The 26,280-nt window shown below is 46.6% G+C and carries 19 protein-coding genes and 1 rRNA gene; 19 read left to right on the plus strand and 1 reads right to left on the minus strand.

Annotated features, from left to right (window positions below):
• The first annotated feature begins 515 nt into the window (after positions 1-515).
• The 4 genes from ACR0QT_RS12995 (at position 516) to ACR0QT_RS13010 (ending at position 6,973) form a co-directional block, all read left to right on the plus strand.
• Entirely contained in the window at positions 516-1,058 is a 543-nt protein-coding gene (locus ACR0QT_RS12995; protein WP_432631130.1) for a zinc-ribbon domain-containing protein, read from the plus strand.
• A 174-nt stretch (positions 1,059-1,232) separates the two neighbouring features.
• Positions 1,233-2,081, plus strand: a complete 849-nt coding sequence (locus ACR0QT_RS13000; protein WP_432631131.1) for a tyrosine-type recombinase/integrase — start codon at positions 1,233-1,235, stop codon at positions 2,079-2,081.
• Positions 2,082-2,506: 425 nt separating this feature from the next.
• On the plus strand, positions 2,507-4,291 hold the full coding sequence (locus ACR0QT_RS13005; protein WP_432631132.1) for an ABC transporter substrate-binding protein: 1,785 nt from the start codon (positions 2,507-2,509) through the stop codon (positions 4,289-4,291).
• A gap of 6 nt (positions 4,292-4,297) precedes the next feature.
• A complete protein-coding gene (locus ACR0QT_RS13010) occupies positions 4,298-6,973 on the plus strand; it encodes an ATP-binding protein (RefSeq protein ID WP_432631133.1) in 2,676 nt (891 codons plus the stop codon).
• A 199-nt stretch (positions 6,974-7,172) separates the two neighbouring features.
• Here ACR0QT_RS13010 and ACR0QT_RS13015 read toward each other — a convergent pair whose 3' ends face one another.
• Positions 7,173-7,673 carry a nitroreductase family protein gene (locus ACR0QT_RS13015; protein ID WP_432631134.1) on the minus strand — a complete coding sequence of 167 codons (501 nt, stop codon included), beginning with the start codon at positions 7,671-7,673 and terminating at the stop codon, positions 7,173-7,175.
• Positions 7,674-7,921: 248 nt separating this feature from the next.
• Between ACR0QT_RS13015 and ACR0QT_RS13020 the strand changes: the two genes are divergently transcribed.
• From ACR0QT_RS13020 to ACR0QT_RS13090, 15 genes are all read left to right on the plus strand, one after another.
• Positions 7,922-8,137 carry a hypothetical protein gene (locus tag ACR0QT_RS13020; RefSeq protein WP_432631135.1) on the plus strand — a complete coding sequence of 72 codons (216 nt, stop codon included), beginning with the start codon at positions 7,922-7,924 and terminating at the stop codon, positions 8,135-8,137.
• Positions 8,138-8,239: 102 nt separating this feature from the next.
• Positions 8,240-8,725 (plus strand): ribonuclease Z, encoded by a 486-nt coding sequence (locus ACR0QT_RS13025; RefSeq protein WP_432631136.1) that lies wholly within the window; start codon positions 8,240-8,242, stop codon positions 8,723-8,725.
• A gap of 55 nt (positions 8,726-8,780) precedes the next feature.
• Positions 8,781-9,923: a DNA/RNA non-specific endonuclease gene (locus ACR0QT_RS13030; RefSeq protein ID WP_432631137.1), complete on the plus strand. Its 1,143-nt coding sequence runs from the start codon at positions 8,781-8,783 to the stop codon at positions 9,921-9,923.
• A 97-nt stretch (positions 9,924-10,020) separates the two neighbouring features.
• Positions 10,021-10,863 (plus strand): alpha/beta hydrolase, encoded by an 843-nt coding sequence (locus ACR0QT_RS13035; RefSeq protein WP_432631138.1) that lies wholly within the window; start codon positions 10,021-10,023, stop codon positions 10,861-10,863.
• Positions 10,864-10,970: 107 nt separating this feature from the next.
• Entirely contained in the window at positions 10,971-11,678 is a 708-nt protein-coding gene (locus tag ACR0QT_RS13040) for a metallophosphoesterase family protein (RefSeq protein ID WP_432631139.1), read from the plus strand.
• Between the two features lie 273 nt (positions 11,679-11,951).
• Entirely contained in the window at positions 11,952-12,461 is a 510-nt protein-coding gene (locus ACR0QT_RS13045) for a TRAP transporter small permease (protein WP_432631140.1), read from the plus strand.
• On the plus strand, positions 12,462-15,866 hold the full coding sequence (locus ACR0QT_RS13050; protein WP_432631141.1) for a TRAP transporter large permease subunit: 3,405 nt from the start codon (positions 12,462-12,464) through the stop codon (positions 15,864-15,866).
• A 429-nt stretch (positions 15,867-16,295) separates the two neighbouring features.
• Positions 16,296-18,011, plus strand: a complete 1,716-nt coding sequence (locus ACR0QT_RS13055; protein ID WP_432631142.1) for a sensor histidine kinase — start codon at positions 16,296-16,298, stop codon at positions 18,009-18,011.
• A 52-nt stretch (positions 18,012-18,063) separates the two neighbouring features.
• Positions 18,064-18,852, plus strand: a complete 789-nt coding sequence (locus ACR0QT_RS13060) for a response regulator transcription factor (protein WP_432631143.1) — start codon at positions 18,064-18,066, stop codon at positions 18,850-18,852.
• A gap of 163 nt (positions 18,853-19,015) precedes the next feature.
• The gene (locus tag ACR0QT_RS13065; protein WP_432631144.1) at positions 19,016-20,164 is read left to right on the plus strand and encodes an ABC transporter ATP-binding protein; all 1,149 of its coding nucleotides are present in this window, start codon (positions 19,016-19,018) and stop codon (positions 20,162-20,164) included.
• A gap of 2 nt (positions 20,165-20,166) precedes the next feature.
• Positions 20,167-21,813: an ABC transporter permease gene (locus tag ACR0QT_RS13070; RefSeq protein ID WP_432631145.1), complete on the plus strand. Its 1,647-nt coding sequence runs from the start codon at positions 20,167-20,169 to the stop codon at positions 21,811-21,813.
• 39 nt (positions 21,814-21,852) lie between these two features.
• Positions 21,853-23,001 (plus strand): extracellular solute-binding protein, encoded by a 1,149-nt coding sequence (locus ACR0QT_RS13075; protein ID WP_432631146.1) that lies wholly within the window; start codon positions 21,853-21,855, stop codon positions 22,999-23,001.
• A 365-nt stretch (positions 23,002-23,366) separates the two neighbouring features.
• The gene (locus ACR0QT_RS13080) at positions 23,367-24,188 is read left to right on the plus strand and encodes a response regulator (RefSeq protein WP_432631147.1); all 822 of its coding nucleotides are present in this window, start codon (positions 23,367-23,369) and stop codon (positions 24,186-24,188) included.
• Between the two features lie 153 nt (positions 24,189-24,341).
• Positions 24,342-25,682 (plus strand): MATE family efflux transporter, encoded by a 1,341-nt coding sequence (locus ACR0QT_RS13085; protein WP_432631148.1) that lies wholly within the window; start codon positions 24,342-24,344, stop codon positions 25,680-25,682.
• A gap of 530 nt (positions 25,683-26,212) precedes the next feature.
• Positions 26,213-26,280: ribosomal RNA gene (locus ACR0QT_RS13090) — 16S ribosomal RNA — on the plus strand; the annotation flags it as partial.

Consider the following 26,280-nt stretch of genomic DNA (forward strand, 5'->3'; position numbering starts at 1 on the left):
AGTTATTCAGTTATTCAGTTATTCAGTTATTCAGTTATTCAGTTATTCAGTTATTCAGTTATTCAGTTATTCAGTTATTATTCTAAAAAAATCATTGTAATTTTCCAAATGGTATGAAAAATAGTTATAAGGCAATTATCTGTATATTTCTACAATCACTTTTTACATGTCGTTCATCTTATTATTTTAGATAATTCAGTATTTATGGAGTGAAAGTTAGTTTTAGAATTTATGGAAAAGTTTTAGTTGTAGAAAGTAGGGAGGCGACGAAGCAGGAAAGATTCTGCAAACCCGTGTGAGACGTTGGTGCTTAGGTCGCGTACTTTGCAACCTTATGCACCGCTACGTCGAACCCGGAGCGAGAGCGAGTTTGCAGAACTTCTTATCCTGCTATCGGAGCCGTAAAGACAAATATAACAAGGGCACACAGGTTTTGCATGAAAAGCAGAACCTATAAAAATTGCCATAGATTATGCATCACCAAATCTAAATGTAAAGTAGAAAGGAGAAGAAACATGGTATTTTGTGCACGATGTGGGAGGAAACTGAATGATGGAACGAAATTCTGTCCTGGATGCGGAGCACCGGTGCAGGCACAGGGAGGACAGACGTTGCGGACAGATGGAGCAAGAAGCGTATCAGCATCTTCAAACTCTCAGTCTCAGCAATCGCAGTCATGGGAGAAGTTGAGTCAGGGAAAAGATTTGAGTGGAGAATTCCGAGCAGATGACATCGAACAGAACAAATTGCTGGCGGTGCTTTCCTATTTTTCACTGTTGGTGATTCTGCCGATCTTTCTTGCAAAGGAATCCAAGTACGCTCGATTTCACGCGAATCAGGGTTTGATTCTTATGATTGTGACAATGGGATGGCAGTTTGCTTCCTCGATGCTGTCACTTGCATTCAGTCGTTTCTGGTGGCAGTTGCGCTTTGTGCTTCCGTTTACAGGTATTGTCTATATATTGCTTTTGGTGTTGTTTGTTATGGGAGTGGCAAATGCACTGAGCGGTAAGGCAAAAGAACTGCCGTTGATTGGAAAATTCCGGATTTTAAATTGATAAAATTGAGAAAACTGAAATCAGAACAAAACCCGAAATAAAGATTCTAAAGATCTTTCAAATTCTAATAATTCTGTAAAAATCTAATCATTTCAAATGTTAATAAAATCCTCCATTTTGGTAAAATTATTGGTATCTTCAAATATATATCTTTAGTTTCAGGAGGAAGCTATTATGCCACGCAAACAATCCATCAACGAATCTCTGATAATCCGCTATATAACCTATTTGAGAGAGCAGGAACGCTCCGAGGCGACAATCCGGAAATATACGCATGATCTCTGGGAGTTTTGCATGTATTTACAGGGAAATCCTTTGACGAAGACCGCGCTGATTGACTGGAAGCAGATGCTGATTTCGCGGTTTGCACCGTCGACTGTGAATTCCATGCTTGCTGTTATAAATGGGTATCTGCGCTTCATGGGCTGGCAGAAGATTTGCGTGAAATTGCTGAGGATACAAAGATCGTTGTTTTTGGATGAAAAGAAAGAGTTGACTCGTGAAGAGTATGTTCGTCTTGTCCGTGTGGCGCAGAGTCAGGAGAATGAGCGTCTCAGTTTAGTGATTCAGACGATCTGTGCCACAGGAATTCGAGTTTCAGAACTACAATTTATTACGGCGGAAGCTGTTTATTGTGGAAAAGCAGAAATCAATAACAAGGGGAAGGTAAGGATCGTGTTTCTTCCAGAAAAATTGCGTCGGCTGTTGAAAGGCTATCTCCGCAAACAAAAAAAGACCGCTGGAGCGGTTTTCACTACCCGGACGGGGAAACCCTTGGATCGATCAAATATCTGGCGAGACATGAAAGCCTTGTGTGAGTGTGCAGGCGTATCACCAGAAAAAGTATTTCCACACAATCTGCGCCATCTGTTTGCACGTACTTTTTATACAGTGGAGCGAGATCTTTCGCGCCTTGCAGATATTCTGGGACATTCCAGTTTGACAACGACGCGAATTTACACCGCTGAGAGCGGATTGATTCATGCCTGTCAAATGGGGCGTTTGGGTCTGATCATCACATAATATCTGTTTTGTTGTAAAGTTCAACTTTCTAAATCTGCCTGTATCAGCAAAATTTATGATTATTTTGTAGAAAACGCACCAAGTCTCACAGGAAAACAAAAATTTCAGATATAATCATTTCTCAAATCCTGCGAAAAAGAAAAAAACGAGACGCCAAAAAGCGACAAGAGGCTTGCTTTGTGGATGTGTCCGTCAAAATTCAACAATTTCTGTCAAGAAAGTATTCGCAAACTCTTGAAAATGTATTCGCTTTTTTGTACAATTAGTTGTATACAAGCGAGGAAATATGTAGAATGCTTTCCTACTACAACAAAACAGATATTATGTAGTATAATAGCAGTCAGCATATCAAACTGGCTGTTATTTTTTATGCTTATTCCCAGTGGAAATCGTGGTTAGGAAATCAATCCGAAGGAGTTTTGAAAATGAGAAGAAGATCAAGATTTGTTCTTGCGCTGACCTGTGTGATTTTGCTGTTGACCGGCTGTGATAGCAAGAGTGCTCCGGGTGAAAATAAGAGTGCCAAGGGACATGAGGCTATTACGATGCTGTCTGCCTTTCCGGGCATGAGCGAATTTGTTGATCTGTTGAGTGAGAAATACCCGGAGATTAATTTGGAGATTATTCCATATAGCGGAAAAAATATGACTGCTTATCTGAAAGAACAGATGACTTCTGGAGAGATGCCAGATATCTATGTAACGACAGTCTATTCTCCGGGTCAGCAGGATCTCAGCGATTGTTTAATAGATTTATCTGGCTATGCGTTTACAAACAATTATGCGGAGTCACAGCTTCGCAACGTCTCAGACAATGGTGCTCTTTATCTTTTGCCTACTTATTATAGTTGCCTTGGCATTACTTATAATAAGACGCTGTTGGAAAAGAATGGTTGGACTCTGCCCACTTCGTTTGCGGAGCTTGAGGAACTTGCACCAAAGGTAAGGGAAGCCGGTTACAATCTGGCAATCGATCAGATCACGCTTCCTGGCTATGGGTTTCAGTATTTTTGCAACATCATGGATACCACATTTTTGAATACCTTAGATGGTCGCAAGTGGCAGAATGATTTTTTGAGTGGAAAAACGACCATGAGAGATACATCAGAACTTGTGGAGGCTCTGTCTACGCTCGAAAAATGGAAAGAGATCGGGATGTTGAATGGAGACAGCGATCTGAAGGACGATGGGATTACCAAGGCTATGATGGCAGAGGGAAATACGCTATTTTTGTTAGGTGGAACGAATAATTTTACAAAAGAGGACAGTGAGGATGAATTTGGGCTGATGCCTTATTTATCGAAGGATGGCAAGCAGAATTCTTTGATTTTGAATGTGGGGCGCTATGTGGGACTGAACAAGCATTTGGAGGATGCCGGAAATGAGCGGAAGTTAGAGGATGCTATTCATGTCATGGAAGTGTTGTCCACGGTTGAGGGAATGTCCACACTCGCGACGGGGTTTGAAAATTCTACTTTGCTTCCGTTGCAGGATTATGTGATCCCTGAAACCAACTATTATAAGCAGGTAGAAGATGAGTTGAATGCAGGTCTGACAGCTCCGTTTATTTATGCGGGCTGGGACAATATCATCGTTCCGACAGGGAATACCATGTTGGAATATATCAAGGGGAATGCAACCTTAGATGATGTGATATCGGCGTTTGATGACAATCAGAATTTGTTGGTGGATAATTCTTCTACGGCGTATACCAAGGTTACAGAATCAATGGATAGAGATGATTGTGCGAAGCTGGTTGGGATTTGTTTTGGAAAAGCCAGCCATGCAGATCTGGCGTTGATTTCTAAGAATAAGTGGTATCCGGTTTCTGGTGGTTATAACGCTTTGAATGTGGATGGAGTCAGTGGTTCGCTGATGGCTCTGCCGGTGACGGATCAGGAGATTACCGCATTTTTGCCGACCGGTTGGCACGACAACATTCAGACCGTTACCCTGACAGGAAAGAGAGTCAAGGAACTTGCAGAGTCCGGATATGAGCGGAAAGGGATGACTTTTCCGTATGAGTTAGTCATGCCGGAAGGGATGACAATCAAGGATGAGACCGTGTACACCGTTGTAATCTGTGGAGTTTCCGAGGCAGTTGCAAAAGAAGGAAATCTGACTGACACCGGTATTTTGGGATTGACAGCCATGCAAGAATACCTCAGCCAGTTTGAGACGTTTTCTAAAGCGGATCTTCAGTGGGAGTAATGAGTGATGAATGAGAAACGGAAACGCACGAACAAAAAGTGGAAATATAAAACAAATCAGTCGGATTGGCATACACTCTTTCTCGTGATCGTGGCATTTGTGATGCTTGTGTCAATTGGTGTCGTTTCTTTTCTGCGTTTTTATGATTCTTATATTGATGGTCTTCTTTATCGCGAGCGATTGACACAGATGAAGGAGGTCACAACTCAGCTCTTTACCGGGTTGGAGGATGTGGTGCAGAATCAGTGGGACAATACAGATGTCCTGTGCAGTTATGTGGAAAAGGAAGAGCCAAAGACAGCGCAAAAACTTCAGGCGTTTATGGCGGATCAGGCTCAGCTAAATAAGGCAGAGCAAAAAGGAGCGCATCTCGTCGCTGTGGATAATTTAGGACGATATCTGACGGAAGAGGGATGGCAGGGGACGTTGGTAGAAATGAACCTGCTTTTGAGTGAATCAGAGAGGATCAGTTTTGTATCAAAGTCGATGACCACGAGTCAGACGTTCATGTACTTTCTTCAGCGTTTGGATGAGCCGATTGTCATGCAGGACGGAGATCGGACAGTGAGTCTGATCTATTACGGTGTGGCGCGGGAAATGGAACAGTTGAATCCTTATTTCACCTGTGAGGCATATGACAACAGCAATAGTGTATATGTTTTGGACAAGCAGGGAATGCGTCTTTTCCGAAGTCAGAACAGCAGTAGTCTGCTTCAGGGCTACAATGCATACTCCACGTTGGAGCAGATGGAGTATCTGCATGAGAATTCCTTCAGCGAAGCAAAACATGAACTCGATCGAGTGGGGCGTGGCTATGCCAATGCTGTGCTGGAAGGCGAAGAATACTATTATGCGCTGTATCAGATGGATCATGCGGATTGGATTTTATTGTTCCTTGTCCCGTCTTCCCATGTGGCGACAGATGTTGTCGTGATGGTCGACACAACAGTTCGGTTGATTCTGATATTTGCGGTCATTCTCGTTGCAATTTCTGCGCTGGTGATTATTTTGCTGATGGGATTTCAGCAGAAAAAGGCGGTCGAGGCAGAACGTCAAAACAGTGAGAAACTCGAAAAAGTCAATGAAAAGTTGGCGGAGGCGGTGACGGTGGCAGAAAAGGCGACGAAGGCAAAGAGTGATTTCCTCGCCAATATGTCCCATGACATTCGCACGCCGATGAATGCAATTGTAGGAATCACCAGTTTGATGGCGAGAGAGCCGGGGCTCAGTGATCATCTGCACGGCTACATCTCGAAGGTACAGATGTCAAGCCAGCATCTGCTCAGCCTGATCAATGATGTGCTTGACATGAGCAAAATTGAGTCGAGTGGAGTTACTTTAAACGATGAGCCGGTAAACTTTGCCGAGCTGATTGGTCAGGTGGACAACATCATCCGCTCTCAGACGAATGAGAGAGGACAGAGTTTTCAGGTTCGGGTTCATGCGCTGGCGCACGAGTATGTCATTTCCGATAATGTACGCTTGCGACAGCTTTTGCTCAATCTGCTCTCCAATGCCACGAAATACACGCCTGCGGGTGGTAAGGTTATGCTGGATCTTACAGAGGAGGCATGCGAAAAAACGGGATATGCCACCTACCAGATCGCAGTGACGGATAACGGATATGGCATGACACCGGAGTTTGTAGAGCATATCTTTGAACCGTTCACACGAAGTGAAAACTCGGTCACGAATAAGATACAGGGAACGGGTCTTGGAATGGCGATTGCCAAAAGCATTGTGGATTTGATGGGCGGTACGATCAGCGTCGAGAGCGCGCTCAATCAGGGAAGTCGATTTGAGGTAACCTTGCCCTTGAAGATCGACTACAATGTGGATATGACCACAGAGATCGGTACGGTTCTTCTGATTTCTGAGGATGAGGTTCTGCGACACAATCTGCTTACCGTTATGCAGGCGGTTCGCGTCGGTTTTTATATGGTTTCCACGAGAGCGGAAGCGATGGAACTGATGAAAAAGCAGAATATGGATGTTGTCCTGCTGAATGGGCATCTTTTGGATCCTGATCTCTCTGAAACGGTAGCTGATCTGCGAAGAATGACGGGGGACACTTCTCTGATTTTCTTTGTCGACTATGTCCAGTCGGATCAGATGGAAGATCGGGTTAAGGCGAGTGGAATGGATGGTTTGATCCCGCGCCCGTTCTTCTTATCAAATCTTCTGCGGGCAATGGAGCAAATCCGGAATGTCAGTCTTTGCGTGGAGGATACGGCCTCGACGCTTAAGGGACTTCATTTCCTCTGTGCGGAGGACAATGAGTTGAATGCGGAGATTCTGGAAACGATGCTAAAGATGGAGGGCGCAAGTTGCACAATCTTCCACAACGGAAGAGAGATCGTGGAAGCCTTCAAGACGGTAAAGCCCGGGGAATACGATGCGATTCTTATGGATGTTCAGATGCCACTCATGAATGGTCTGGATGCAACCCGTGCGATCCGCTCCGGCGAGAATCCGCTGGGAAAAACGATTCCGATCCTTGCGATGACGGCGAATGCATTCTCGGAGGATATTCAAAACAGTATGTCAGCCGGTATGAATGCTCATATTTCCAAACCGATTGATATCCGGATACTGGAACGTGAAATGAGCCGTTTCGTAATTAGGGGGGGGGGTCGAGAGGAAAACGAAGATTTTTCCGCGATAGACCAGATTTGTAAGTGAGTGTGAGTAAAGAAACGGGAATTTGAGTAAATGAAAATGAATGTGAGTAGACAAAAGTAAAGTGAACGCAAGGAAACATAAGGAAACATAAGGAAAAATGCAATGGCGCTTCTCAAGCATAGCGATGCTACGGCTGAGGAGCGCCACTTTTATTTCGTTGCCGATTATTCCATTGTCAATTTCGTTGTCGATCGCCGATTTACTCGCCGATAAAGTGGATTCGTTCCGGATGGAAACGATCTTCCTGCGGACGGCTCTCTGCCGGATAGCCGAGCGGGAAGAGGGAGAAAACTGCCACATTTTCCGGAAGATTCAGGATGTCGTGGACGGCTTTCATGCGATCTGCGATCGGGGCAATTCCGATCCAGACACCGCCAAGACTGAGGGAGTCCGTCTCAAGCCAGATGTTCTGCTGACAGATTGAGAGATCAATCTGAGCAAAATCTGCCCGAATCAGTCCTTCGGTGCGATAAACCGGGACAAGGATGACGGGTGCACCGCCGGCACAGCCGGAATACGGGGTGACAGAGGCAAGTTCCTGAATTTTTTTCTTATCCGTGACCACATAAAATTCCCAGGGTTGCTGGTTGCAGGCACTCGGAGCCTGCATGCCGGCTTTGAGGATTTGCATAATTTTTTCTTTTTCTACGGGTTTGTCTGCGTATTTTCTGACGCTGATTCTGTGAAAAATGCTATCCATAAATCAAGTCCTCCTTGAAAAAAGATAATGTCATTGGCTTTATTTTAGCACGAAGAAAGAGCAAAATCAAATTCATATCTTTTCTTTGAATTTTATGGTATAATCGGAGGGTATTCTCTTAGGAAGACTTAGCTGGGAATTTTGGACTTAGCAGTGATAAAATTCCAGATGTTTTGTTTGATTCACGGAAGAATGAGAAGGTTGTGTCTGAGAGAAGTACATGAAATTTAGAAAAAAGGAGTGAGAATGTGTTAAGACGAGTAGTGGCACTTATCATGGTGTTGATTCTGCCAATTAGTTTGATTGTCAGCATTGTTCTTGGTCTTATGCATCATCCGTATGCACCTCTTGCGTTTGGATTTGCGTTTGCAACGATGCTTGTTTTTCCTGTCTTTTATGTAATTACGGTCATGCCAAAGCATGTAGTGGAGGTTTATTTTAAATTAAAGGATAAACTGAAATAAGGTTGCAGAACAAAGTTGGAAATTTAAGAAATCTGATATCCGAATAAGGGGATAAAGGAATCCTTGTGGGAAAAGAAGGTTTGGGGGAAGGAGTGTGAGGATATGATCGTTGCAGTTTGTGTGGACGATAAGAATGGAATGATGTTTAACAAGCGCAGGCAGAGTCAGGATCGCATTCAGAGACAGCATTTGCGTAAATTGGCGGATGGCAGGACGATCTGGATGAATGCGTACAGTGCTGTTCTTTTTTTGCGAGACAGCGAGCAGTTAAATGCAGAATCGGAGGCAGAGTCAGGAGCGCAGGAGGATTTTGCACAGCCGAATATCTGTGTGGATGAGGACTTTTTAGATCGGGCAGGGGAAAATGAAATCTGTTTTGTCGAGAATCAGAGTGTCTCAGAATATGCAGAGAAAATAGAGGGGGTTATTCTCTATAAGTGGAACCGCGTTTATCCGTCCGACCGCTTTTTTGATCTGGATTTGAGTGGAGAGGACTGGGAGTTGACCCAGAGTGAGGAGTTTGAAGGCTCTTCCCATGAGAAGATCACGATGGAATTTTACAAAAAATTGAGAAATCGAGAAAATTGAGAGAATTACAAGATTGAGAGAATTACGATAACAGAGAGTTAGGGAGTTTGGAATTATGAGAAAACTGAAAATATGGATTGCGGGTCTGGTGATGGCAACGTCACTGGTTCTTTCCGCGTGCGATCAAATGCCGGAGCTGGAAATATCGGGAAGTATCCAGACAACGACAGAGGCACAGGCGACGGCGGATGCTTCCTTGGAATCAGGAGATTCTTCGAGTGCGGACGAGTCAAAGACAGATGCAGATTCTTCGACAACAGGGCAGACGATGGCATCTTCGGCGTCTTCGAGTGCGACATTCAGCCTTGCAGAAGTTCCGGAGTATTCCGGAGATCCGTATGTGGCGGTTCATGACAACATTCCGTACTTTACAGAGGAAGAGTTGAACGTGGCAAAGGATTCGTTTGAGTTTTACAGTGAACTTGATGAGATTGGACGCTGTGGCGTTGCCTATGCATCGGTCAGCACGGAGACGATGCCGACAGAAAAACGAGGCGACATCAGCAGTGTGAAGCCGACAGGTTGGCATTCTGTGAAATACGATAATGTCGATGGAAAGAGCCTTTACAACCGTTGCCATCTGATCGGTTATCAGCTGACTGCGGAGAACGCCAACAAGCAGAATCTGATCACCGGTACGAGATACTTAAATGTCGATGGCATGCTTCCGTTTGAAAACATGGTTGCAGACTATGTAAAAGAAACAAAAAACCATGTGCTCTACCGCGTGACGCCGATTTTTGAGGGCGACAACCTGGTGGCATCCGGAGTTTTGATGGAGGCAGAGTCCGTCGAAGATCAGGGAGAGGGAGTTCTCTTCTGCGTGTATGCGTATGATGTTCAGCCGGGAATCACGATTGATTATGCGACGGGTGAGAGTGCCCTTTCCGGTCAGGCGCTTGCAGGCGTGACGGCAAAGTCAGATAAGAATTCGACGGCAAAGACAGAGACAGAGACAAAGACAAACGGAAGCAAGAAAGAGAAAGATACGAGTGCAGAGACAAAAACTTCGGAAAAGTCGAGCACGAAGAGCGAAAAGAAGCAGACTTATGTTTTAAATGTCAATACGGGAACGTTCCACAAGCCAGATTGTTCTTCTGCACAGAGAACAAAGGAGGAGAACAAAAAGCAGGTGAAAGACACACGGACTCACATGATTGAGCAGGGATATTCCCCGTGCAAACAGTGTAATCCGTAACGGGAAAGCCCTCGTTCTAGGCTTGCTTGCAAGCTTAGGCGGGGGAATTCCCTAATAAAGAAAGAAGCAAGACGGAGAAAAGGAGAGGGAGACAAGCATGAAGGTGTGGACAGAGACGATCGGGGAGATTGGTGCAAAGAAAGATGAGCAGGAAAGAGGACAGACTGTGCAGGCATCGTACACGGCATATCTGATTGATAACAATCCTGAGGAGGCAGAAAAGAAGCGGAAAGCGATCATCATCTGTCCGGGTGGTGGATACAGTCGCCTCTCACCGAGGGAAGCGGAGCCGATTGCACTCAAGTATCTTGCAATGGGTTACCATGCGTTTGTGCTGTTTTACAGCGTAGCACCGAGCCGTTTTCCGCAGGCACTTGAGGAACTCGCATGGCTGACGGCTCATATTCGCAGACATGCGGATGAGTGGAAGATTCAGGAAGATGGGATTGTGGTCTCCGGATTTTCGGCAGGTGGTCATCTTGCGGGAAGCCTTGGAGCATTCTGGAATCAGGAATGGCTGGCAAGGGCAGTTGGAGCGGAAAATGAGGAGATCCGCCCGAATGGAATGATTCTGTGCTATCCGGTTGTGACCGCGGGAGAGTACTGTCATCGGGGATCGGTGGAATGTCTGCTTGGAGAGCGCGCAGATGAGAAGGAAGCCCAGGAAGAGTTCTCTCTGGAACTTCAGGTGGGAGCGCACACGCCAAAGACGTTTCTCTGGCATACCGTGCCGGATCAGACGGTTCCGGTGCAGAATTCCCTCTTGCTTGCGAATGCGCTGGTACAAAGCGGAGTGAATCTGGAAATGCACCTCTATCCGGTCGGCTGTCACGGGCTTTCGCTCGCAAATGAGGAGACTGCGGTTGGACAGGACAAGCGCATAGAGCCACAGTGCCAGAACTGGATGGAGCTTGTGGAAACCTGGCTGAGACATTTCTAATTGCAAAAAGAAAACAATACGAGGAGAAGAGAGACTTGGGGAGCATTTGCATGGAAGAAAAATGCACTTTGAGTCTCTTTTTATTTGGAGATTTGGAGGAAACGATTATGCGAACGATTGTGGTGGGAGATATTCATGGATGTTTTCGGGAGTTTCAGGAGCTTCTCGCGAAAGTTCATTTTTCCGAGGAGGAGGATCAGTTGATTCTGCTTGGCGATCTGATGGATCGGGGACCGGATTCCTACCCGGTTTTGAGAAGGGTCATGGAACTCAGAGAAAAAATGGGCGATCGCCTGATTTTTGTGCGAGGCAATCACGAGGATATCTTTTTGCGGGCAGTCTTTTGGGGAGACGACCGCAGTTGGAAGAGAAATGGTTATGAGGCGACTGTCCGGTCGTTTGAGGAACACGGGGAGCGTTACCGCGATTATGCGGATTGGATTGAGGAGAATTCGGTGCTGTTCTGGAAGGGAGAAGAGATTCAGTGCGTGCATGGAGGAATGACGGTCCCGGAGCTTGAGAAAAATACTGCACATGATCTGATCTGGAACCGGACGGCAATTCGCGAGAACTTCTATTCGGGACGACTGACGATCATCGGGCACACGAATATGGAAAAACCGATGTATGGGGACGGGAATGGAGGCGAGCTGATTCCGATTTCCTGTCAGAAATGGCAACCGCTTCCAAAGACTGGTTTGATCGATCTTGACAGTGCCTGTGTCTATGGCAGATCATTGACGGCAATGATTGTGGAAAATGGCAGATTTATGTTGGAAGAAGTAACATCCTATCAGGAAAAATCGGAGATGTAAGGAATTTTTTCAATGATACTTGACGCAATTATTAAAATTTTGTAAAATAAAGATATGCCAGTAAATCGTATCTTTGTAACACAAAGGAATCCGCAATGATGCAATAGAATCCGCACAGGTTCAACTGACTGAGAGCAGGAGCCGGGGCGGGATTTTTTTGCGCATTTTCCCTGTAATGGTTTTTCGGCTGGATGCGCAGTGACACAGAAACTTGAAAACAGGTTGCGGGAGAGGCGGAAGGAGGCTGGCAGGTACGTTTTAGGAGGAAGAATTATGAAAGGCTATAAGAAGCTGATGAATGCAGTGGCTGTGGTGGAAAAGGCAGTTCTTGTTGTCACCATGATCCTGATTCTTGTGCTTACCGTGGGTAATGTATTTTCGCGGAAAGTTATTCATCGCTCCTGGTCCTTTACAGAGGAACTGGTCGTTGCGGTGTTTGTATTGATTACTCTTTTGGGGGCAGCGCTGTCTGCAAGAGAGGGCGGTCTTGTTGGACTGAACCTTGTGACGGAGCGTCTGCCGAAATGCACGAAAAAGCCGGTGGTTTGTCTGATCACCTTTTTCAGTGTACTCTTTATGGCAATTTTGTTTTACTATGGAATGGACAAGGTGTTCGCACAGCTTGCGAACCAGAAGAGAACCTTCGTGTTAAACTGGCCGGAGTGGATTTTCTGGTCCTTCGTTCCGATCGGTGCGGGATGCTTAAGCCTGCATTTTATTGAGTTCTGTCTCGATACCTGTATGAAAAAAGACGATGCAGGCGAGAAAAAGGAGGTGCGCTAAATGGTCAGTGCCGTATTGTTTGTTTCCTTTTTCCTGCTTCTGCTTTTAAATGTGCCGATCTCGGTATGTTTGGGACTCTCCTCAGCGTGTGCGATCCTCTATTCGGGAACGTCGCTGACGATTGTGGCAACGAATATCTATTCTGGTATCAGTAAATTCCTGCTTCTTGCAATTCCGTTCTTTGTTCTGTCCGGAAACATCATGGCAAAAGCTGGAATCTCCACAAGACTGATTCACTTTGTAGATACCTGTGTGGGTCACCGCAAGGGTGGTATCGCAAACGTGTGTGTCATCGTGGCATGTTTCTTCGGTGCAATCTCCGGTTCCGGTCCGGCAACCGTGGCAGCACTTGGCGCTGTTCTGATCCCGGCAATGGTGGAGCGCGGTGGTTTCTCCGCTCCGTTTGCAACGGCTCTGATGGCAACCTCGAGCTCGATCGCGATCGTTATCCCGCCGAGCATCGCCTTCGTCGTTTATGCGTCGATCACCGGTGCGTCGATCGGAGATATGTTTGTGGCAGGTATCGTTCCGGGAATCCTCATGGGACTTGCCCTTGTGCTTGTCGTTATGTGGGAGGTTCGCCACAATCACGTCGTTCCGGCAAATGTCAAGAAGGCATCTGCAAAAGAGCGCTGGGATGCATTTAAGGATGCGTTCTGGGGATTCCTGATGCCGTTGATCATTCTTGGCGGTATTTACGGTGGATTCTTCACCCCGACCGAGGCGGCAGCGGTTTCCGTTGTCTATGGTCTGTTTGTTGGCATGGTGATCTACCGTGAGGTAAAATGGACGGATCTTTGGGATATTCTGGTTGACTCTGCAAAGACGACCGGCGGAATCATGCTGATCGTATCCTGTGCATCCCTGTTCTCCTTTGTCTGCACGCGTTTTGGAATTTCCACCGCTGCATCGGAGCTTTTAGGAAGCCTTGCAAAGAATCAGTTTACCTTCCTTTTGATCTGTAACGTGATCTTCCTGATTGCAGGATGTTTCATCGATGCAAACTCTGCCATGTACATTTTCATCCCGATCATGCTTCCGGTCTGCAAAGCACTCGGATACAACGTGATCGCATTTGGTGTGATGGCAACCGTAAACCTTGCAATCGGTCAGGTAACCCCGCCGGTTGGAGTAAACCTGTTCGTCGCAATCGGTGTGAAGCTCAAGAAGGGCATGGAGGTCAGCCTTCAGCAGATTTCCCGTGCGGTTATGCCGATGGTCGGAGCGAGTGTTGCAGTTCTGCTTTTGATCACCTATGTTCCGGTTATGTCCACCGGTCTTCCGGCTCTGCTTGGAAGCCCGGCAGCGATGAGCAATGGAGGCACAGTGGGGGCGGATTCCTCAAATGGTGCAGATAACGAAAACAGTTCTGGTGTAGCCGGAAACGGCGACTCTGTGGACGGTGAGGACTTTAACACGATTGAGGATTACAGCGATCTCGACTGGCCGGAGATGACATGGAACTTCACCTGCTCAACGACAGAGACGAGTACCTGGGCTGAGGGTGGTAGAAAGTTTGGCGAGCTGATGGAGAAGGCAACCGGCGGAAAAGTAAAGGTTGACGTCTACGCGGCAGACCAGCTGACAAACGGAAACCAGTCCGAGGGTATTCAGGCGCTGATGAACGGAGACCCGGTACAGATCTCGATGCACAGCAACCTGATTTACTCGGCATTTGATCCGAGATTTAACGTGGTTTCCCTGCCGTATCTGTTTGATTCGGTTGAGGATGCCGATGCGATCCTTGATGGACCGGCAGGACAGGAACTTGTAAAGATTCTTGAATCTTACGGTCTGCACTGTATGGGTATGGCAGAGAATGGATTCCGCCAGCTGACAAACAGTGTGCGCCCGGTCAAGAGCGTTTCTGATATCAAGAACCTCAAACTCAGAGTTGCAGGATCAAACCTGTTGATGAAGTGCTATGAGCTTTGGGGCGCAGATGCGACAAATATGAACTGGTCCGAGACTTACACCGCACTTCAGCAGAAGACGGTTGATGGACAGGAGAACCCGCTTCCGGCAATCGATGCGGCAAGCGTACAGGAAGTACAGAAGTACGTTTCCCTTTGGAATGCAAACTATGACTGTCTGTTCTTCTGTATCAATGAGGAGCTTTACAACACGCTGACTCCGGAACAGCAGGCAGTTGTCGATGAGGCAGGTCGCAAGGCAGTTGCCTACGAGCGTCATATTAACCGTGCCGGCGATGAGGAGATTCTGAGCCGTTGGCAGAATGAGAACGGCGTTGAGGTCGTTCCGACTGAGGAACTCGACATCGAGTCGTTCAAGCAGGCAGTAGAGCCGGTAACCGACTGGTACATCAAGGAACTTCAGTCTCAGGGCTATGAGGACGCAGAGGCACTCGTTCATGCATTCACGAATGCAGAGGGTGCAGGTTCTGGTGCAAATGGTGGGGTATCCACAAGTGCTTACACCGTTGAGGATCACAGCGATCTTGACTGGCCGGAGATGACATGGAACTTCACCTGCTCGACGACAGAGACGAGTACCTGGGCTGAGGGCGGTAGAATGTTTGGAAAACTGATGGATCAGGCAACCGGCGGAAAGATTAAAGTTGACGTCTATGCAGCCGATCAGCTGACAAACGGAAACCAGTCCGAGGGTATTCAGGCGCTGATGAACGGTGATCCGGTACAGATCTCGATGCACAGCAACCTGATCTACTCGGCATTTGACCCGAGATTCAACGTGGTTTCCCTGCCGTATCTGTTTGACTCAACGGAGGATGCTGACCGTATCCTCGACGGTGAGGGCGGAGAGAAGATGAAAGAGATTCTCTCTTCCTACGGTCTGCACTGCATGGGTCTTGCGGAGAATGGATTCCGTGAGCTGACAAACAGTGTGCGCCCGGTCAAGAGCGTGGACGATATGAAGAACCTGAAACTCAGAGTTGCAGGTTCGAACCTGCTGATGAAGTGCTATGAGCTCTGGGGCGCAGACGCAACGAACATGAACTGGTCCGAGACTTACACCGCACTTCAGCAGAAGACGGTTGACGGACAGGAGAACCCGCTTCCGGCAATCGATGCAGCGAGCGTGCAGGAAGTACAGAAGTATGTATCCATGTGGAACGCAAACTATGACTGTCTGTTCTTCTGCATCAACCAGGATCTCTATGATTCTCTGACTCCGGAACAGCAGGCAGTTGTCGATGAGTGCGGTCAGCTCGCCGTTCGCTATGAGCGTGAGATCAACCGTGCCGGAGACGACGAGATTCTGAGCCGTTGGCAGAACAAGAACGGCGTGGAAGTGATCCCGTTTGAGGAGCTTGACATCGAGTCCTTCAAGAAGGCAACTGAGCCGGTGGAGGAGTGGTATATTGGTGAGCTCAAGAAGCAGGGCTATGACGACGCAGAAGAGCTTGTATCTGCTTTCAAGTAAGAGCTTGGAAATACGTTTGATATTGTAAGATCGTAATTGAGTTATAATTGAGTTGTAATTATGTTGGGATCATGTGATGTTTATATAATTTTTATGTAATTTTCATGTGATTTAAATTGGAATGATGCGAAGTGCGCGAGGTGAATGCCAGACATTTGCCCCGCGCACTTTTTTTATGCTATAATGGAATGAGCGTTAACGAGGGGGAACAAGTTTACTTGTTCATCCCGAGTGGCGAATGGCGATCACGATAGCTACGAAGTAGCGTCAAGTACCGAAGGTACGAATCGTGATGGAATGAGCGCAAAAGAAAAACAACCGACTGCGAAGCAGGCAAGTGAGCGCGATAGCGCGAGTTTGCGAGTCTATGAGAAAATGGAATGAGCGTTAACGAGGGGGAAAACGTTTCCAAAAATACAGGAGGGTACGATGGAGGGGGAGAACAGCAAAAAATCACAGTCGAGGGTGTTTACGGCGAATCGTTTCATCAATCAGCTTCAGCATGCGGTGACGCGCAGGCTGGTTTTCCAGATTGCACTGGGAATGATGCTGTTTGTTCTGGCGTTTTTTTCGATGACTTACGTCTCTAATCGGGAGAAGGCAGAGAAAAACCTGGAGATGCTTCGCACGTTTTACTTAAAACTCTATGAGCAGAGCATGGATTTTCTGAATGATGAGGATGTTTTGCAGGCTTATTTGGAGCGTTGGAAAGACCCGGAGTCGACGGACTTTGAGTATCTGTTCAACCGTTTTAACACGAAGAGTGTGATTGAGAACAAGGTGATTTTGATTGATGCGGATGGAGCTTTGATTGACACCACATTTGCGGAAAATGAGCTTTCTGATTATCTGAGTGAGTACAATCGTGCGGTCTGCTACAACGTCAAAAACATGCAAACAAAAGAGGTCTATGTGACGGTTTTTTCGGATACGGGGCGTTACTCGGACTATCTTTTTATTCGACCCGTCTATGAGGGGGAGACGCTTCGGGGATTTATCAGCATGTTTTTGATCGGCTCGGAGTGGAATTTTTATCTGTCGGACAAGAATTATGACGGGGTGATCATTGATGACCGGTGCAATGTGATTTACCGGAGCAAGGCGGGATTTGCCAATCAGTCGGGGAAATTTTATCCCAAGTCAGGAAAAATCGGCTATTACAATGAGGAGCGTTACTGGGTGGAGCGGGAGTATCTTCCGGAGTACCGGGTGACAATCTATTCGCTCGTCTATTATCCGACAGATAACACGCTTTTGATCGGAATGTGTCTGATCCTTTTGCTGGGACTTCTCTGGTATTCGCTGGCGCGGTGGATGAGCCGGACGATGGCGGAGTACAATGCCACACAGCTCAGTCATCTGGTGCGCGAGATCCGAAAAATTCAGGATGGCGACCATGAGCACCGGATTCACATGAATACAAACGATGAGTACGATGAGGTCGCCCATCGAATTAACCGGATGCTCGACAGCGTGAGGGAGCTGAATGATCGAAATTCCGAGCTGATTGTGCTGAATGCAACGCTGGAGCGGGGACAGCTTGAGGCGCAGATGAATCCGCATTTTCTCTACAATACGCTTGAGATCATTCGCAATCTCGTGATGTTTGACGGAGAGAAGGCGGAGGAGTTGATTGAGCGTCTCGTCCACATTCTGCGATACAGCGTCAGCAATTCCAGACGGGATTTGAGGCTTGAGGAGGACTTGGAATATATTCAGGATTATTTATACATTCAGGAAGTCCGCTTTGGAGATCGCTTTTCGTGTGAGTTGAATTTTGATCCGGAGGCACTCGCGTGTATTGTTCCGAAGCTCTTACTTCAGCCGGTGATTGAGAACAGCATCAAGTATGGATTTCGCGTCAGGAAGGAGATTCATGTCTGGATAGAGGGATGCGTAGAGGAAAATATTTTGACGATCCGTGCGAAGGATGACGGGCCGGGGATGGATCAGGAGAAACTTGATCAGCTCTCGGCATCGTTGCAGGATGTGACGCACACCGCAGATAATCTGGGGCTTCACAATATTGCGCGCAGAATTTGCCTGCAATATGGGGAGCGCAGTGGGATGAAGATCCAAAACCGTCAGGGTGGGGGCTTTGAGGTGGAGATCTTGATCGACCAGACGGGAAACCGGATCGGGTAAGCAAAAAACTTAAATGAAAGATTTGTAAATAGATTGCAAGGGGGAGGAAATCATGTATAAAGTGATACTTGTGGAAGACGAGGAGATTATTCGGAAGGGACTGATGTTTACCGTCCACTGGGAGGAATTTGACTGTGTCGTCGTCGCGGATTGCTCCAATGGGGAGGAGGGAATCCTTGCGATTAAAGAACATCAGCCGGACATCGTGATTACAGACATCAACATGCCGGTGGTGGACGGGCTTGAGATGATCCGGCGAACGTATGAGGAACAGGAGTATTCGGCGATTATTCTGTCCGGATACTCGGATTTTGAGTATGCACAGACTGCGATTCGATATGGGGTGCTCGGCTACCTGCTCAAGCCGTTGAAACGTGCGGAGTTGAAGGAAGTGCTTCAAAAAGCGGTAAAAGAGTGTGAGCGCAGAGAGTTCTATAATCGAAATCATTGTCTGCCGGAACATGTCTCCGAAGAGTTTTTGGGGGATTCGGAGTTTTCCTATGATGGAGATGACAAGATCGTCCATCAGATGCTCGACTTTGTGAGGAAGAATTACTGCTACCGGATCGGGATGAAGGATCTTGAGAAAGAGCTGAATTACAGCGACACATTTCTGAATAAGAAATTCAAGGAGGCAATGGGGACAACGTTCATGGAATTTGTGAACCGTTACCGGATTCATCGCGCGCTTGAGATGATGACGCGCGAGGGAATGGCGGTTCAGGATGTGGCGTGGAAATGCGGAATCGGAGAGTATAAATACTTTCGCTCGGTGTTTAAGAAATATCTCGGGTGCAGTCCGAAAGAATTTATGCAAGATTTCGTAAAAATGCATAAGTGAGAATGAAAAATAAGAAAAACTAAATAAAAATCAACAGAAAAAGATAAGATGTTTGGTATTTTTGCCTTTTGTTGCGTATTTTCGGTTTTTTAAATCGTGGAAAAAACTAAAATAGAATCAGAACATGAGCACAGGAATAAGCGACAAAAGGGGAGGAACAAACATGAGTGTTGGGATTACGATTCGTCACGCATTAAAGAAATATGGGGAGACCACCGTGATTCCAGACCTGTCCCTGAAGATTGAAAATGGAGAATTTTTTACCCTTCTTGGACCGTCTGGTTGCGGAAAAACCACGTTGCTTCGCATGATTGCCGGGTTCAACAGCATTGAGGGGGGAGATTTTCTTTTCAATGATACGAGAATTAATGAGATGGACCCCGGAAAACGAAACATCGGCATGGTTTTTCAGAATTACGCGATTTTCCCGAATATGACCGTGAGAAAAAATGTGGAATTTGGTCTGAAAAACCGCGGAGTCAGCAAGGACGTGATTGCAAGAGAGACGGACAAGTTTCTGAAAGTTGTCCATGTCGATCAGTATGCAGACCGGATGCCGGAGCGACTGTCCGGTGGTCAGCAACAGCGAGTTGCACTTGCGAGAGCGCTTGTGATCCAGCCGGATGTGCTTTTGATGGATGAGCCGTTGTCGAATCTGGATGCCAAGCTGAGAGTGGAGATGCGAACCGTCATCAAGAACATTCAGAAGAATGTCGGAATCACGACGGTGTATGTCACTCACGATCAGGAGGAGGCGATGGCAGTCTCCGATCGAATTGCCGTCATGAAGGATGGCGTGATTCATCACTGTGGACGACCGAAGAACATTTACCAGAGACCGGCAGACCTCTTCGTTGCGACATTTATCGGAAAATCAAACCTCTTGAGTGCAAAATTGAAGAAGAATGGTGCAAATGGCATGACGGTCGTGTTTAAGAACGGATATGAAGTGCCGTTTACGAATCTCTCCGATCAGGCACAGGAGGGAGAGGTCACGGTATCTGCGAGACCGGAGGAGTTGAAGATCCAGAAAGATCAGAGCGTTCCGGGCATTCATGCAGTCGTGAAAGACAGCGTTTTCCTTGGACTCAACACGCACTATTTTGTGGAACTTGAGACTGGTGAGGAGGCAGAGATCATTCAGGAGTCGGAGACGGATGAGATGATTCAGCCGGGAAGCAAGATTCTTCTGACGCTGAATGAGAAGAAAGCAAATGTCTTTGACAGCAAAACTTCCGCGAGTCTGATGAGAGGGGTGGAGCATTTTATTGATGGTGCAATCTCAAAAGGCTCTGAGAGAGGGGAGGAATAATCATGCAGGCAGGAAAAAGACGAGATGGATGGACGATCGTTTCCTGGGTGCTGATGGCGCTGTTTCTGATTTTTCTGGTCTGGCCGATCGGAAATCTGCTCAAAGAGGCAGTGATCAAGGACGGAGCCTTCTCTCTGGATGCGTTTCAGACCTTCTTTGGAAAAGAGTATTATTACGGTTCGATTTTTAACAGTTTGAAAATCGGGATTGCGGTCATGGTGGTCAGCCTGCTCCTCGGCATTCCATTCGCATATTTTTACTCGTTCTATCAGCTCAAAGGGCGAAAACTTCTGTTTGTCCTCTGCCTGCTCGGAACGATGTCGGCACCGTTTCTCGGCGCATATGCGTGGATTTTGCTGATGGGAAATTCCGGACTTGTGACGAAACTTTTAAAGTCGATCGGAATTCGGGGACTCACGATTTATGGATTCTGGGGAATCGTGTTTGTCCAGTCGTTAAAGCTGTTTCCGCTGGTTGTGATCTACATGAACGGAGCCTTCCGCGACATCGACAACTCGCTTCTTGAGGCGGCGGAGAGCATGGGATGTAAGGGCGTGAAGCGATTTATTCAGGTGATCATGGCGCTCACAATGCCGACGATTCTTGCGGCAGCTCTTCTGGTCTTTATGAGATCGTTCGCAGACTTCGGAACGCCGGTGCTGATCGGACGCGGGTATTCGACATTCCCGGTGTTGATTTACAACCAGTATCTCGGTGAGAATGGAGCGGATTACCATTTTGCAGCGGCAATCAGTGTGATTGCAGTCGTTGTCACGGCGATCATCTTCCTGATTCAGAAACTTGCGACAAACAAGTTTAAGTTTACGATCAACTCCCTGCATCCGGTGGAGCCGAAGGAGGTTCATGGAGTGAGTGCTGTGCTGATGCATGCATTCTGCTACATTTTGGTGGCACTTGCGATGCTTCCTCAGCTCTACATCATCAACATGTCGTTTCGCAATTACAACAACAGCATTCTTCAGCCGGGATATTCGTTCAAGAATTATCAGAAGGCAGTGGAGAAAATGCTGTACCGCTCGATTGGAAACACGCTGATTGTCAGTTTTGTGACTCTGGCGATCATCATTGTGATTGCGGTTCTGATTGCGTACCTCGTTGTCAGACGGAGCAATGCATTTAACAATGCGATCGATGTGATTTCGATGCTTCCGTACATCATGCCGGGTGGTGTCATCGGTATCTCGCTGATCCTGACATACAGCAAGAAACCGTTTGCGCTGACAGGTACCTTACTCATCATGATCATCGCGCTGACGATCCGGCGAATGCCGTTTACAAGCCGTTCTGCGACCGCTGCGATCATGAAGATTCCGATCACGATCGAGGAGGCATCGATCAGTCTGGGCGCGTCGAGGGCGAAGACGTTTACACAGATCACAGTGCCGATGATGGCAAGTGGAATCATCTCCGGAGCGATTTTGAGCTGGGTATCGATCATCACAGAGATGTCATCGGGAGTCATTCTGTATAACAACCGCACGATCACGCTGACAATCAGCACCTATGCGGCAATCACAAGTGGAATCTATGGAGTTGCAGCGGTATTTGCAACGATCACAACGATCTTTACGGTGATCTGTCTGGTTCTGTACTTGAGATTTACAAAGGCAGAAGATATTCGGATGTAAAAAAATAATTCAAAAGGGGATAAAAAAGGAGGAAAAGGTATGAAGAGACGAACTTGGATGGGTTTAGGCATGGCAATGGCACTTTCCCTGACTGCATGCGGTGGTGGCGCGAAGGATACGGCTACGACGGCACCGGAAAAGGCACCGGCTGAGACGACAGCGGGTCAGGAAGCTAAGGCAGAGGACAAGGCAGGCGAGAGCGCAAATGCGGCAGAGAGCGACCGCCCGAAGTACGTCAAAGGGGAAGACGAGGTAACGGGAACGATCACGGTTTACACGACGATGGAGGAGACTCAGCAGGCGGCTCTTCAGGAATTGTGGAACAAGTATTATCCGAACTGTAAGATGGAGATTCAGGCAGATTCCGTTGGAACTCTGGCAACGAGAATCCGCGGAGATGAGTCCTGTGATGCGGACGTTGTAATCGGTGGCATGTTTGCGGCAGATGGCGATAAGTACCACGACATTCTTCAGCCATACACTTCCGTTCTCGATGATGAGCAGATGTACCACGATGCATCCGGATACTACACTTACTACGATGTTCAGGTAATGTGTCTCGTTGTCAATCCGGAACTGCGCGATGAGCTTGGAATCAAGATTGAGGGCTATGAGGATCTGCTTCAGCCGGAATTAAAGGGCAAGATCATTCTTGCAGCACCGGATTCCACTTCCTCCGGATGGCGTCAGCTTCAGACGATTCTGGCGACGATGGGAGACAAGTTTGACGATGAGAAGGGCTGGGACTACATCAAACAGCTGATTCCGTCGAGCTTCAGCACAACTTCCTCAAAGGACGTTTACAACCTTGTCATCAATGGCGAGTATGTGGCAGGACTTTCCTACGAGTCCACCGTTGCAGCTCTGATCAAGGATGGCGCTCAGGTTGACTGCGTATACATGAAAGAGGGAAATACCGCAATGGCAGGTGGCGCAGCGATCGTAAAGAACGCTCCGAACCTTCCGGCAGCAGAGGCAATGATCGATCTTCTCGCATCGAGCGAGTTCCAGAATGTCCGCGCTTCCGAGTCTTCCGGCCGTGGTTCCAACAAGAACGTGGATTTACAGGGACTTCCGTCAGCAGATACGCTTGGTCTGGTAGATCTTGACTATGATTACCTGAGCCAGAATAAGGATCAGATCTGCACGAAGTGGAACGATCTGTGGGCAGAGCTGAATGGAAAGTAGAAAGTAAGAGAGTAGAACTTATATTGATTTGGCTTTTAGGGGTTAAATAGCTTAGCTTAAATAAATAGCTTAAATAAAAAGCTTAAATAAAAAGCCTAAATAAAAAGTAGAGCGAAGATAGAGTTTTTGTGTGAGCGTAAAACGCGATGCAGGAACTCTATCTTTTTTGGTATATTTTATGTTATGATAAGTAGGTCTGGGAAAATCTGGGAAGATCAGAAAAAACGTTTTGGCACGAAATGTGGTTTTAGAGTGGGAGTTTTTGGCTGTAAGTTGTAAAAGGAGAAAGAGGAAGTTGCGCCGAAAGCGGAATGTGCGAATGGAATGGTGCGAGAAAAAATGGGAGAAAAAACGGGAGGAAAATCATGTATCGATTATTGATTGCAGATGACGAGATGATCGAAAGAAAAGTTCTTTTAAAGACATTAAGGGGGAATTTAGAGGGACAGTGTGAGCTTTTTGAGGCAAAAAATGGTCGCGAAGCTCTGGAAGTTTATGAGAAAGAAAAGATTCAGATCGCCATACTGGATATTGAGATGCCGGGAATTAATGGAATACAGGTAGCGGAGAAGATCCGTGAAAGCGATAAGGAGTGCTGTATTATTTTTCTTACCGCTTATGATGAATTTGCTTATGCGAAAAAGGCGATCGCGGTTCGTGTGCTGGATTATATCTTAAAACCGTGGGATGAAAAAGAACTGATGTTGGTATTGGAAGAAGCGATGCGTCTGGCTGGAAAAAGAGAACATCATTTGGAAGAAGGAAAGGAACCACTCGAGAAGAAATCTGCGCAGAAGATGGCGGAGAGCTTAAATGTGGTAGATACGGAGATGACCGGTATGAATGAAAATCTGCGTATCGTGAAAGTTGCGGAGATCATAAAGGAGTATATCTGTGCCAACTATATGAAAGACCTTTCGGTACAGAAGATGGCGGATATGGTAAACTATTCCGAGCCTTATTTTTGCCGTGTATTTAAGCAGAGTTTTGGTCAGAATTTTACGTCTTATCTCACTGAATACCGGATCAATATGGCGAAGAAGATGTTAGAACAGCCCACGGTGAACGTAAAGGATATCGGAAAAATGGTCGGGTACGAGGATTCCAACTATTTTACAAAAGTGTTTAAGAGAATTGCGGGACAGAGTCCGACGGAATATCGAAATATTGTTTTTCGTGAAAATTAAGGAAAAATTGATTGCTTGACTCTGTCTGAGGAAGAGAGTACGATAAAAAGGATGCAAAAAAATGCAAAAAAGGATGCGACAGAGAAAAGGATAGATACAAGAGAATAAAAGAAAAAGAATTTAAAGAAAAAGAATGTTTTTGGGGGAATACAGATGAATCGCGATTTGACAAAGGGAAGGATCTCCTCTTCTCTGATTTTGTTTGCCCTGCCAATGATGGCGGGAAACCTGATGCAACAGTTTTACAACATTGCGGATACGCTGATTGTAGGGCGGGTGCTCGGACGAGATGCACTCGCAGCGGTGGGATCGGCATACACACTGATGACATTTCTGACTTCGATCTTTCTGGGACTCAGCATGGGAGCGGGAACTCTGTTTTCGATCTATCAGGGGAGAAAAGATCAGAAAGCCTTAAAAACCTCGATCACGCATGCGTGTACGCTGATTTTGACGGTTACGCTGATTTTTAGTGTGCTCGTCTATGTCGCGATTGATCCGATTCTGATTTTTTTGAGGATTCCGGATGAAGTGTGGGAGGGAATTCGCCAGTATTTGCTCGTCGTATTTGCGGGAATTGCAGGGGTTTCACTCTATAATTTCTTTGCCTGCCTGTTGCGCGCAGTTGGAAATTCGGTGACTCCGCTTGTCTTTCTTGCGATTTCAGCTCTGCTCAATATTGGGCTTGATCTGTTGTTTGTCGCCGGTTTGCGGTGGGGGATTGCGGGAGCGGGAATCGCGACGGTGTTTGCCCAGTATGTTTCCGGAATCGGAATCTGGATCTATACGGCGGTAAAGTGCCCGGATCTTGCGCCGTCCTGGAAGGGACAGCATTTTAACGGACATATCTTTAAAGAGATTTTAAATTTGTCTTCGATGACCTGCGTCCAGCAGTCGGTAATGAATTTTGGTATTTTGATGGTACAGGGACTTGTAAACAGCTTTGGCGCGGTGGTCATGGCGGCTTTTGCAGCGGCAGTCAAGATTGATACGTTTGCCTATCTGCCGGTTCAGGATTTTGGAAATGCCTACTCGACGTTTGTCGCACAGAACTATGGAGCGGGAGAAAAGGAGCGGATTCGAAAGGGAACGAGGCAGGCATTTTTGCTGAGCATTCTGTTTTGCCTTGTGATCTCGGCAGTTGTCTTTGTGTTTGCAGAACCTCTGATGCGGATTTTTGTGAGTCGGAGTGAGACGGAAGTGATCACAGCGGGAATCCGTTATCTGAGGATTGAGGGAGCGTGCTACTGCGGAATTGGATGTCTGTTTCTATTCTATGGATATTACCGTGCAATCAAGCACGCCGAGATGTCGGTTGTGCTCACCGTGATTTCTCTCGGTATGAGAGTGGTTCTGGCATATGTGCTGTCTGCACGGATCGGCGAGATCGGAATCTGGATGGCGATCCCGATCGGATGGGTGCTGGCAGATCTCGCAGGTTTGGCTGGGATGAAGGTGATTGGAAAAGAAAAAGGGAAGAAGATAGGGGACTAAGGAAGATAAAAAAGGAAAACGGGGAATGAATAAGAAACGATTGGGAGATGATAGGAAACTTATAGGAAAAATGAAAAAAATTGGGAAATAATAGAAAAAGATGAAAAAAGTAGTTGACAGGAACGAAAAGATTTGATATTATAATCAGCGTCCTTGAAAAACAAGGGCGTTGATTTCGAAAAGAAATTAAAAAATGAAAAAAGTGCTTGACAAAAACGAAATGACTTGATAAAATAAACAAGCTGTTTCGAAAGAAAAGCAAATGAGTAACAAACTGAACCTTGAAAATGAAAGATTGAACAGTGTTTAAAACCCTGAAAATTCTTATAAAAAAGAGTCTTTTGGTAAAGACATCTTTGAATTGAGAAATTCAGAACATTCGCGATACAAGGTTTACACAGTCCTGCTTGCAGGAATGGGGAAACCGAACGCGATGAGCAGAACGAAGTTCTGCGAAGAAACAAACCAAACAACAGTAGAACGGTTTAATAATTAGCTAGTGGTTAATCATTGAATCGGGAAACAAACTTTAATTTGAGAGTTTGATCCTGGCTCAGGATGAACGCTGGCGGCGTGCTTAACACATGCAAGTCGAGCG

Origin of the sequence: Brotaphodocola sp. (genome assembly GCF_050873365.1) — a bacterium.
In the GTDB taxonomy this organism is placed as follows: domain Bacteria; phylum Bacillota; class Clostridia; order Lachnospirales; family Lachnospiraceae; genus Brotaphodocola.

Coding starts and splice junctions, on each gene's coding strand:
- ACR0QT_RS13045 (WP_432631140.1), top strand. CDS start 11,952: ATGAAAGGCTATAAGAAGCTGATGAATGCAGTGGCTGTGGTGGAAAAG.
- ACR0QT_RS13080 (WP_432631147.1), top strand. CDS start 23,367: ATGTATCGATTATTGATTGCAGATGACGAGATGATCGAAAGAAAAGTT.
- ACR0QT_RS13030 (WP_432631137.1), top strand. CDS start 8,781: ATGAGAAAACTGAAAATATGGATTGCGGGTCTGGTGATGGCAACGTCA.
- ACR0QT_RS13055 (WP_432631142.1), top strand. CDS start 16,296: ATGGAGGGGGAGAACAGCAAAAAATCACAGTCGAGGGTGTTTACGGCG.
- ACR0QT_RS12995 (WP_432631130.1), top strand. CDS start 516: ATGGTATTTTGTGCACGATGTGGGAGGAAACTGAATGATGGAACGAAA.
- ACR0QT_RS13005 (WP_432631132.1), top strand. CDS start 2,507: ATGAGAAGAAGATCAAGATTTGTTCTTGCGCTGACCTGTGTGATTTTG.
- ACR0QT_RS13015 (WP_432631134.1), bottom strand. CDS start 7,673: ATGGATAGCATTTTTCACAGAATCAGCGTCAGAAAATACGCAGACAAA.
- ACR0QT_RS13025 (WP_432631136.1), top strand. CDS start 8,240: ATGATCGTTGCAGTTTGTGTGGACGATAAGAATGGAATGATGTTTAAC.
- ACR0QT_RS13060 (WP_432631143.1), top strand. CDS start 18,064: ATGTATAAAGTGATACTTGTGGAAGACGAGGAGATTATTCGGAAGGGA.
- ACR0QT_RS13085 (WP_432631148.1), top strand. CDS start 24,342: ATGAATCGCGATTTGACAAAGGGAAGGATCTCCTCTTCTCTGATTTTG.
- ACR0QT_RS13065 (WP_432631144.1), top strand. CDS start 19,016: ATGAGTGTTGGGATTACGATTCGTCACGCATTAAAGAAATATGGGGAG.
- ACR0QT_RS13000 (WP_432631131.1), top strand. CDS start 1,233: ATGCCACGCAAACAATCCATCAACGAATCTCTGATAATCCGCTATATA.
- ACR0QT_RS13050 (WP_432631141.1), top strand. CDS start 12,462: ATGGTCAGTGCCGTATTGTTTGTTTCCTTTTTCCTGCTTCTGCTTTTA.
- ACR0QT_RS13040 (WP_432631139.1), top strand. CDS start 10,971: ATGCGAACGATTGTGGTGGGAGATATTCATGGATGTTTTCGGGAGTTT.
- ACR0QT_RS13075 (WP_432631146.1), top strand. CDS start 21,853: ATGAAGAGACGAACTTGGATGGGTTTAGGCATGGCAATGGCACTTTCC.
- ACR0QT_RS13070 (WP_432631145.1), top strand. CDS start 20,167: ATGCAGGCAGGAAAAAGACGAGATGGATGGACGATCGTTTCCTGGGTG.
- ACR0QT_RS13035 (WP_432631138.1), top strand. CDS start 10,021: ATGAAGGTGTGGACAGAGACGATCGGGGAGATTGGTGCAAAGAAAGAT.
- ACR0QT_RS13010 (WP_432631133.1), top strand. CDS start 4,298: ATGAATGAGAAACGGAAACGCACGAACAAAAAGTGGAAATATAAAACA.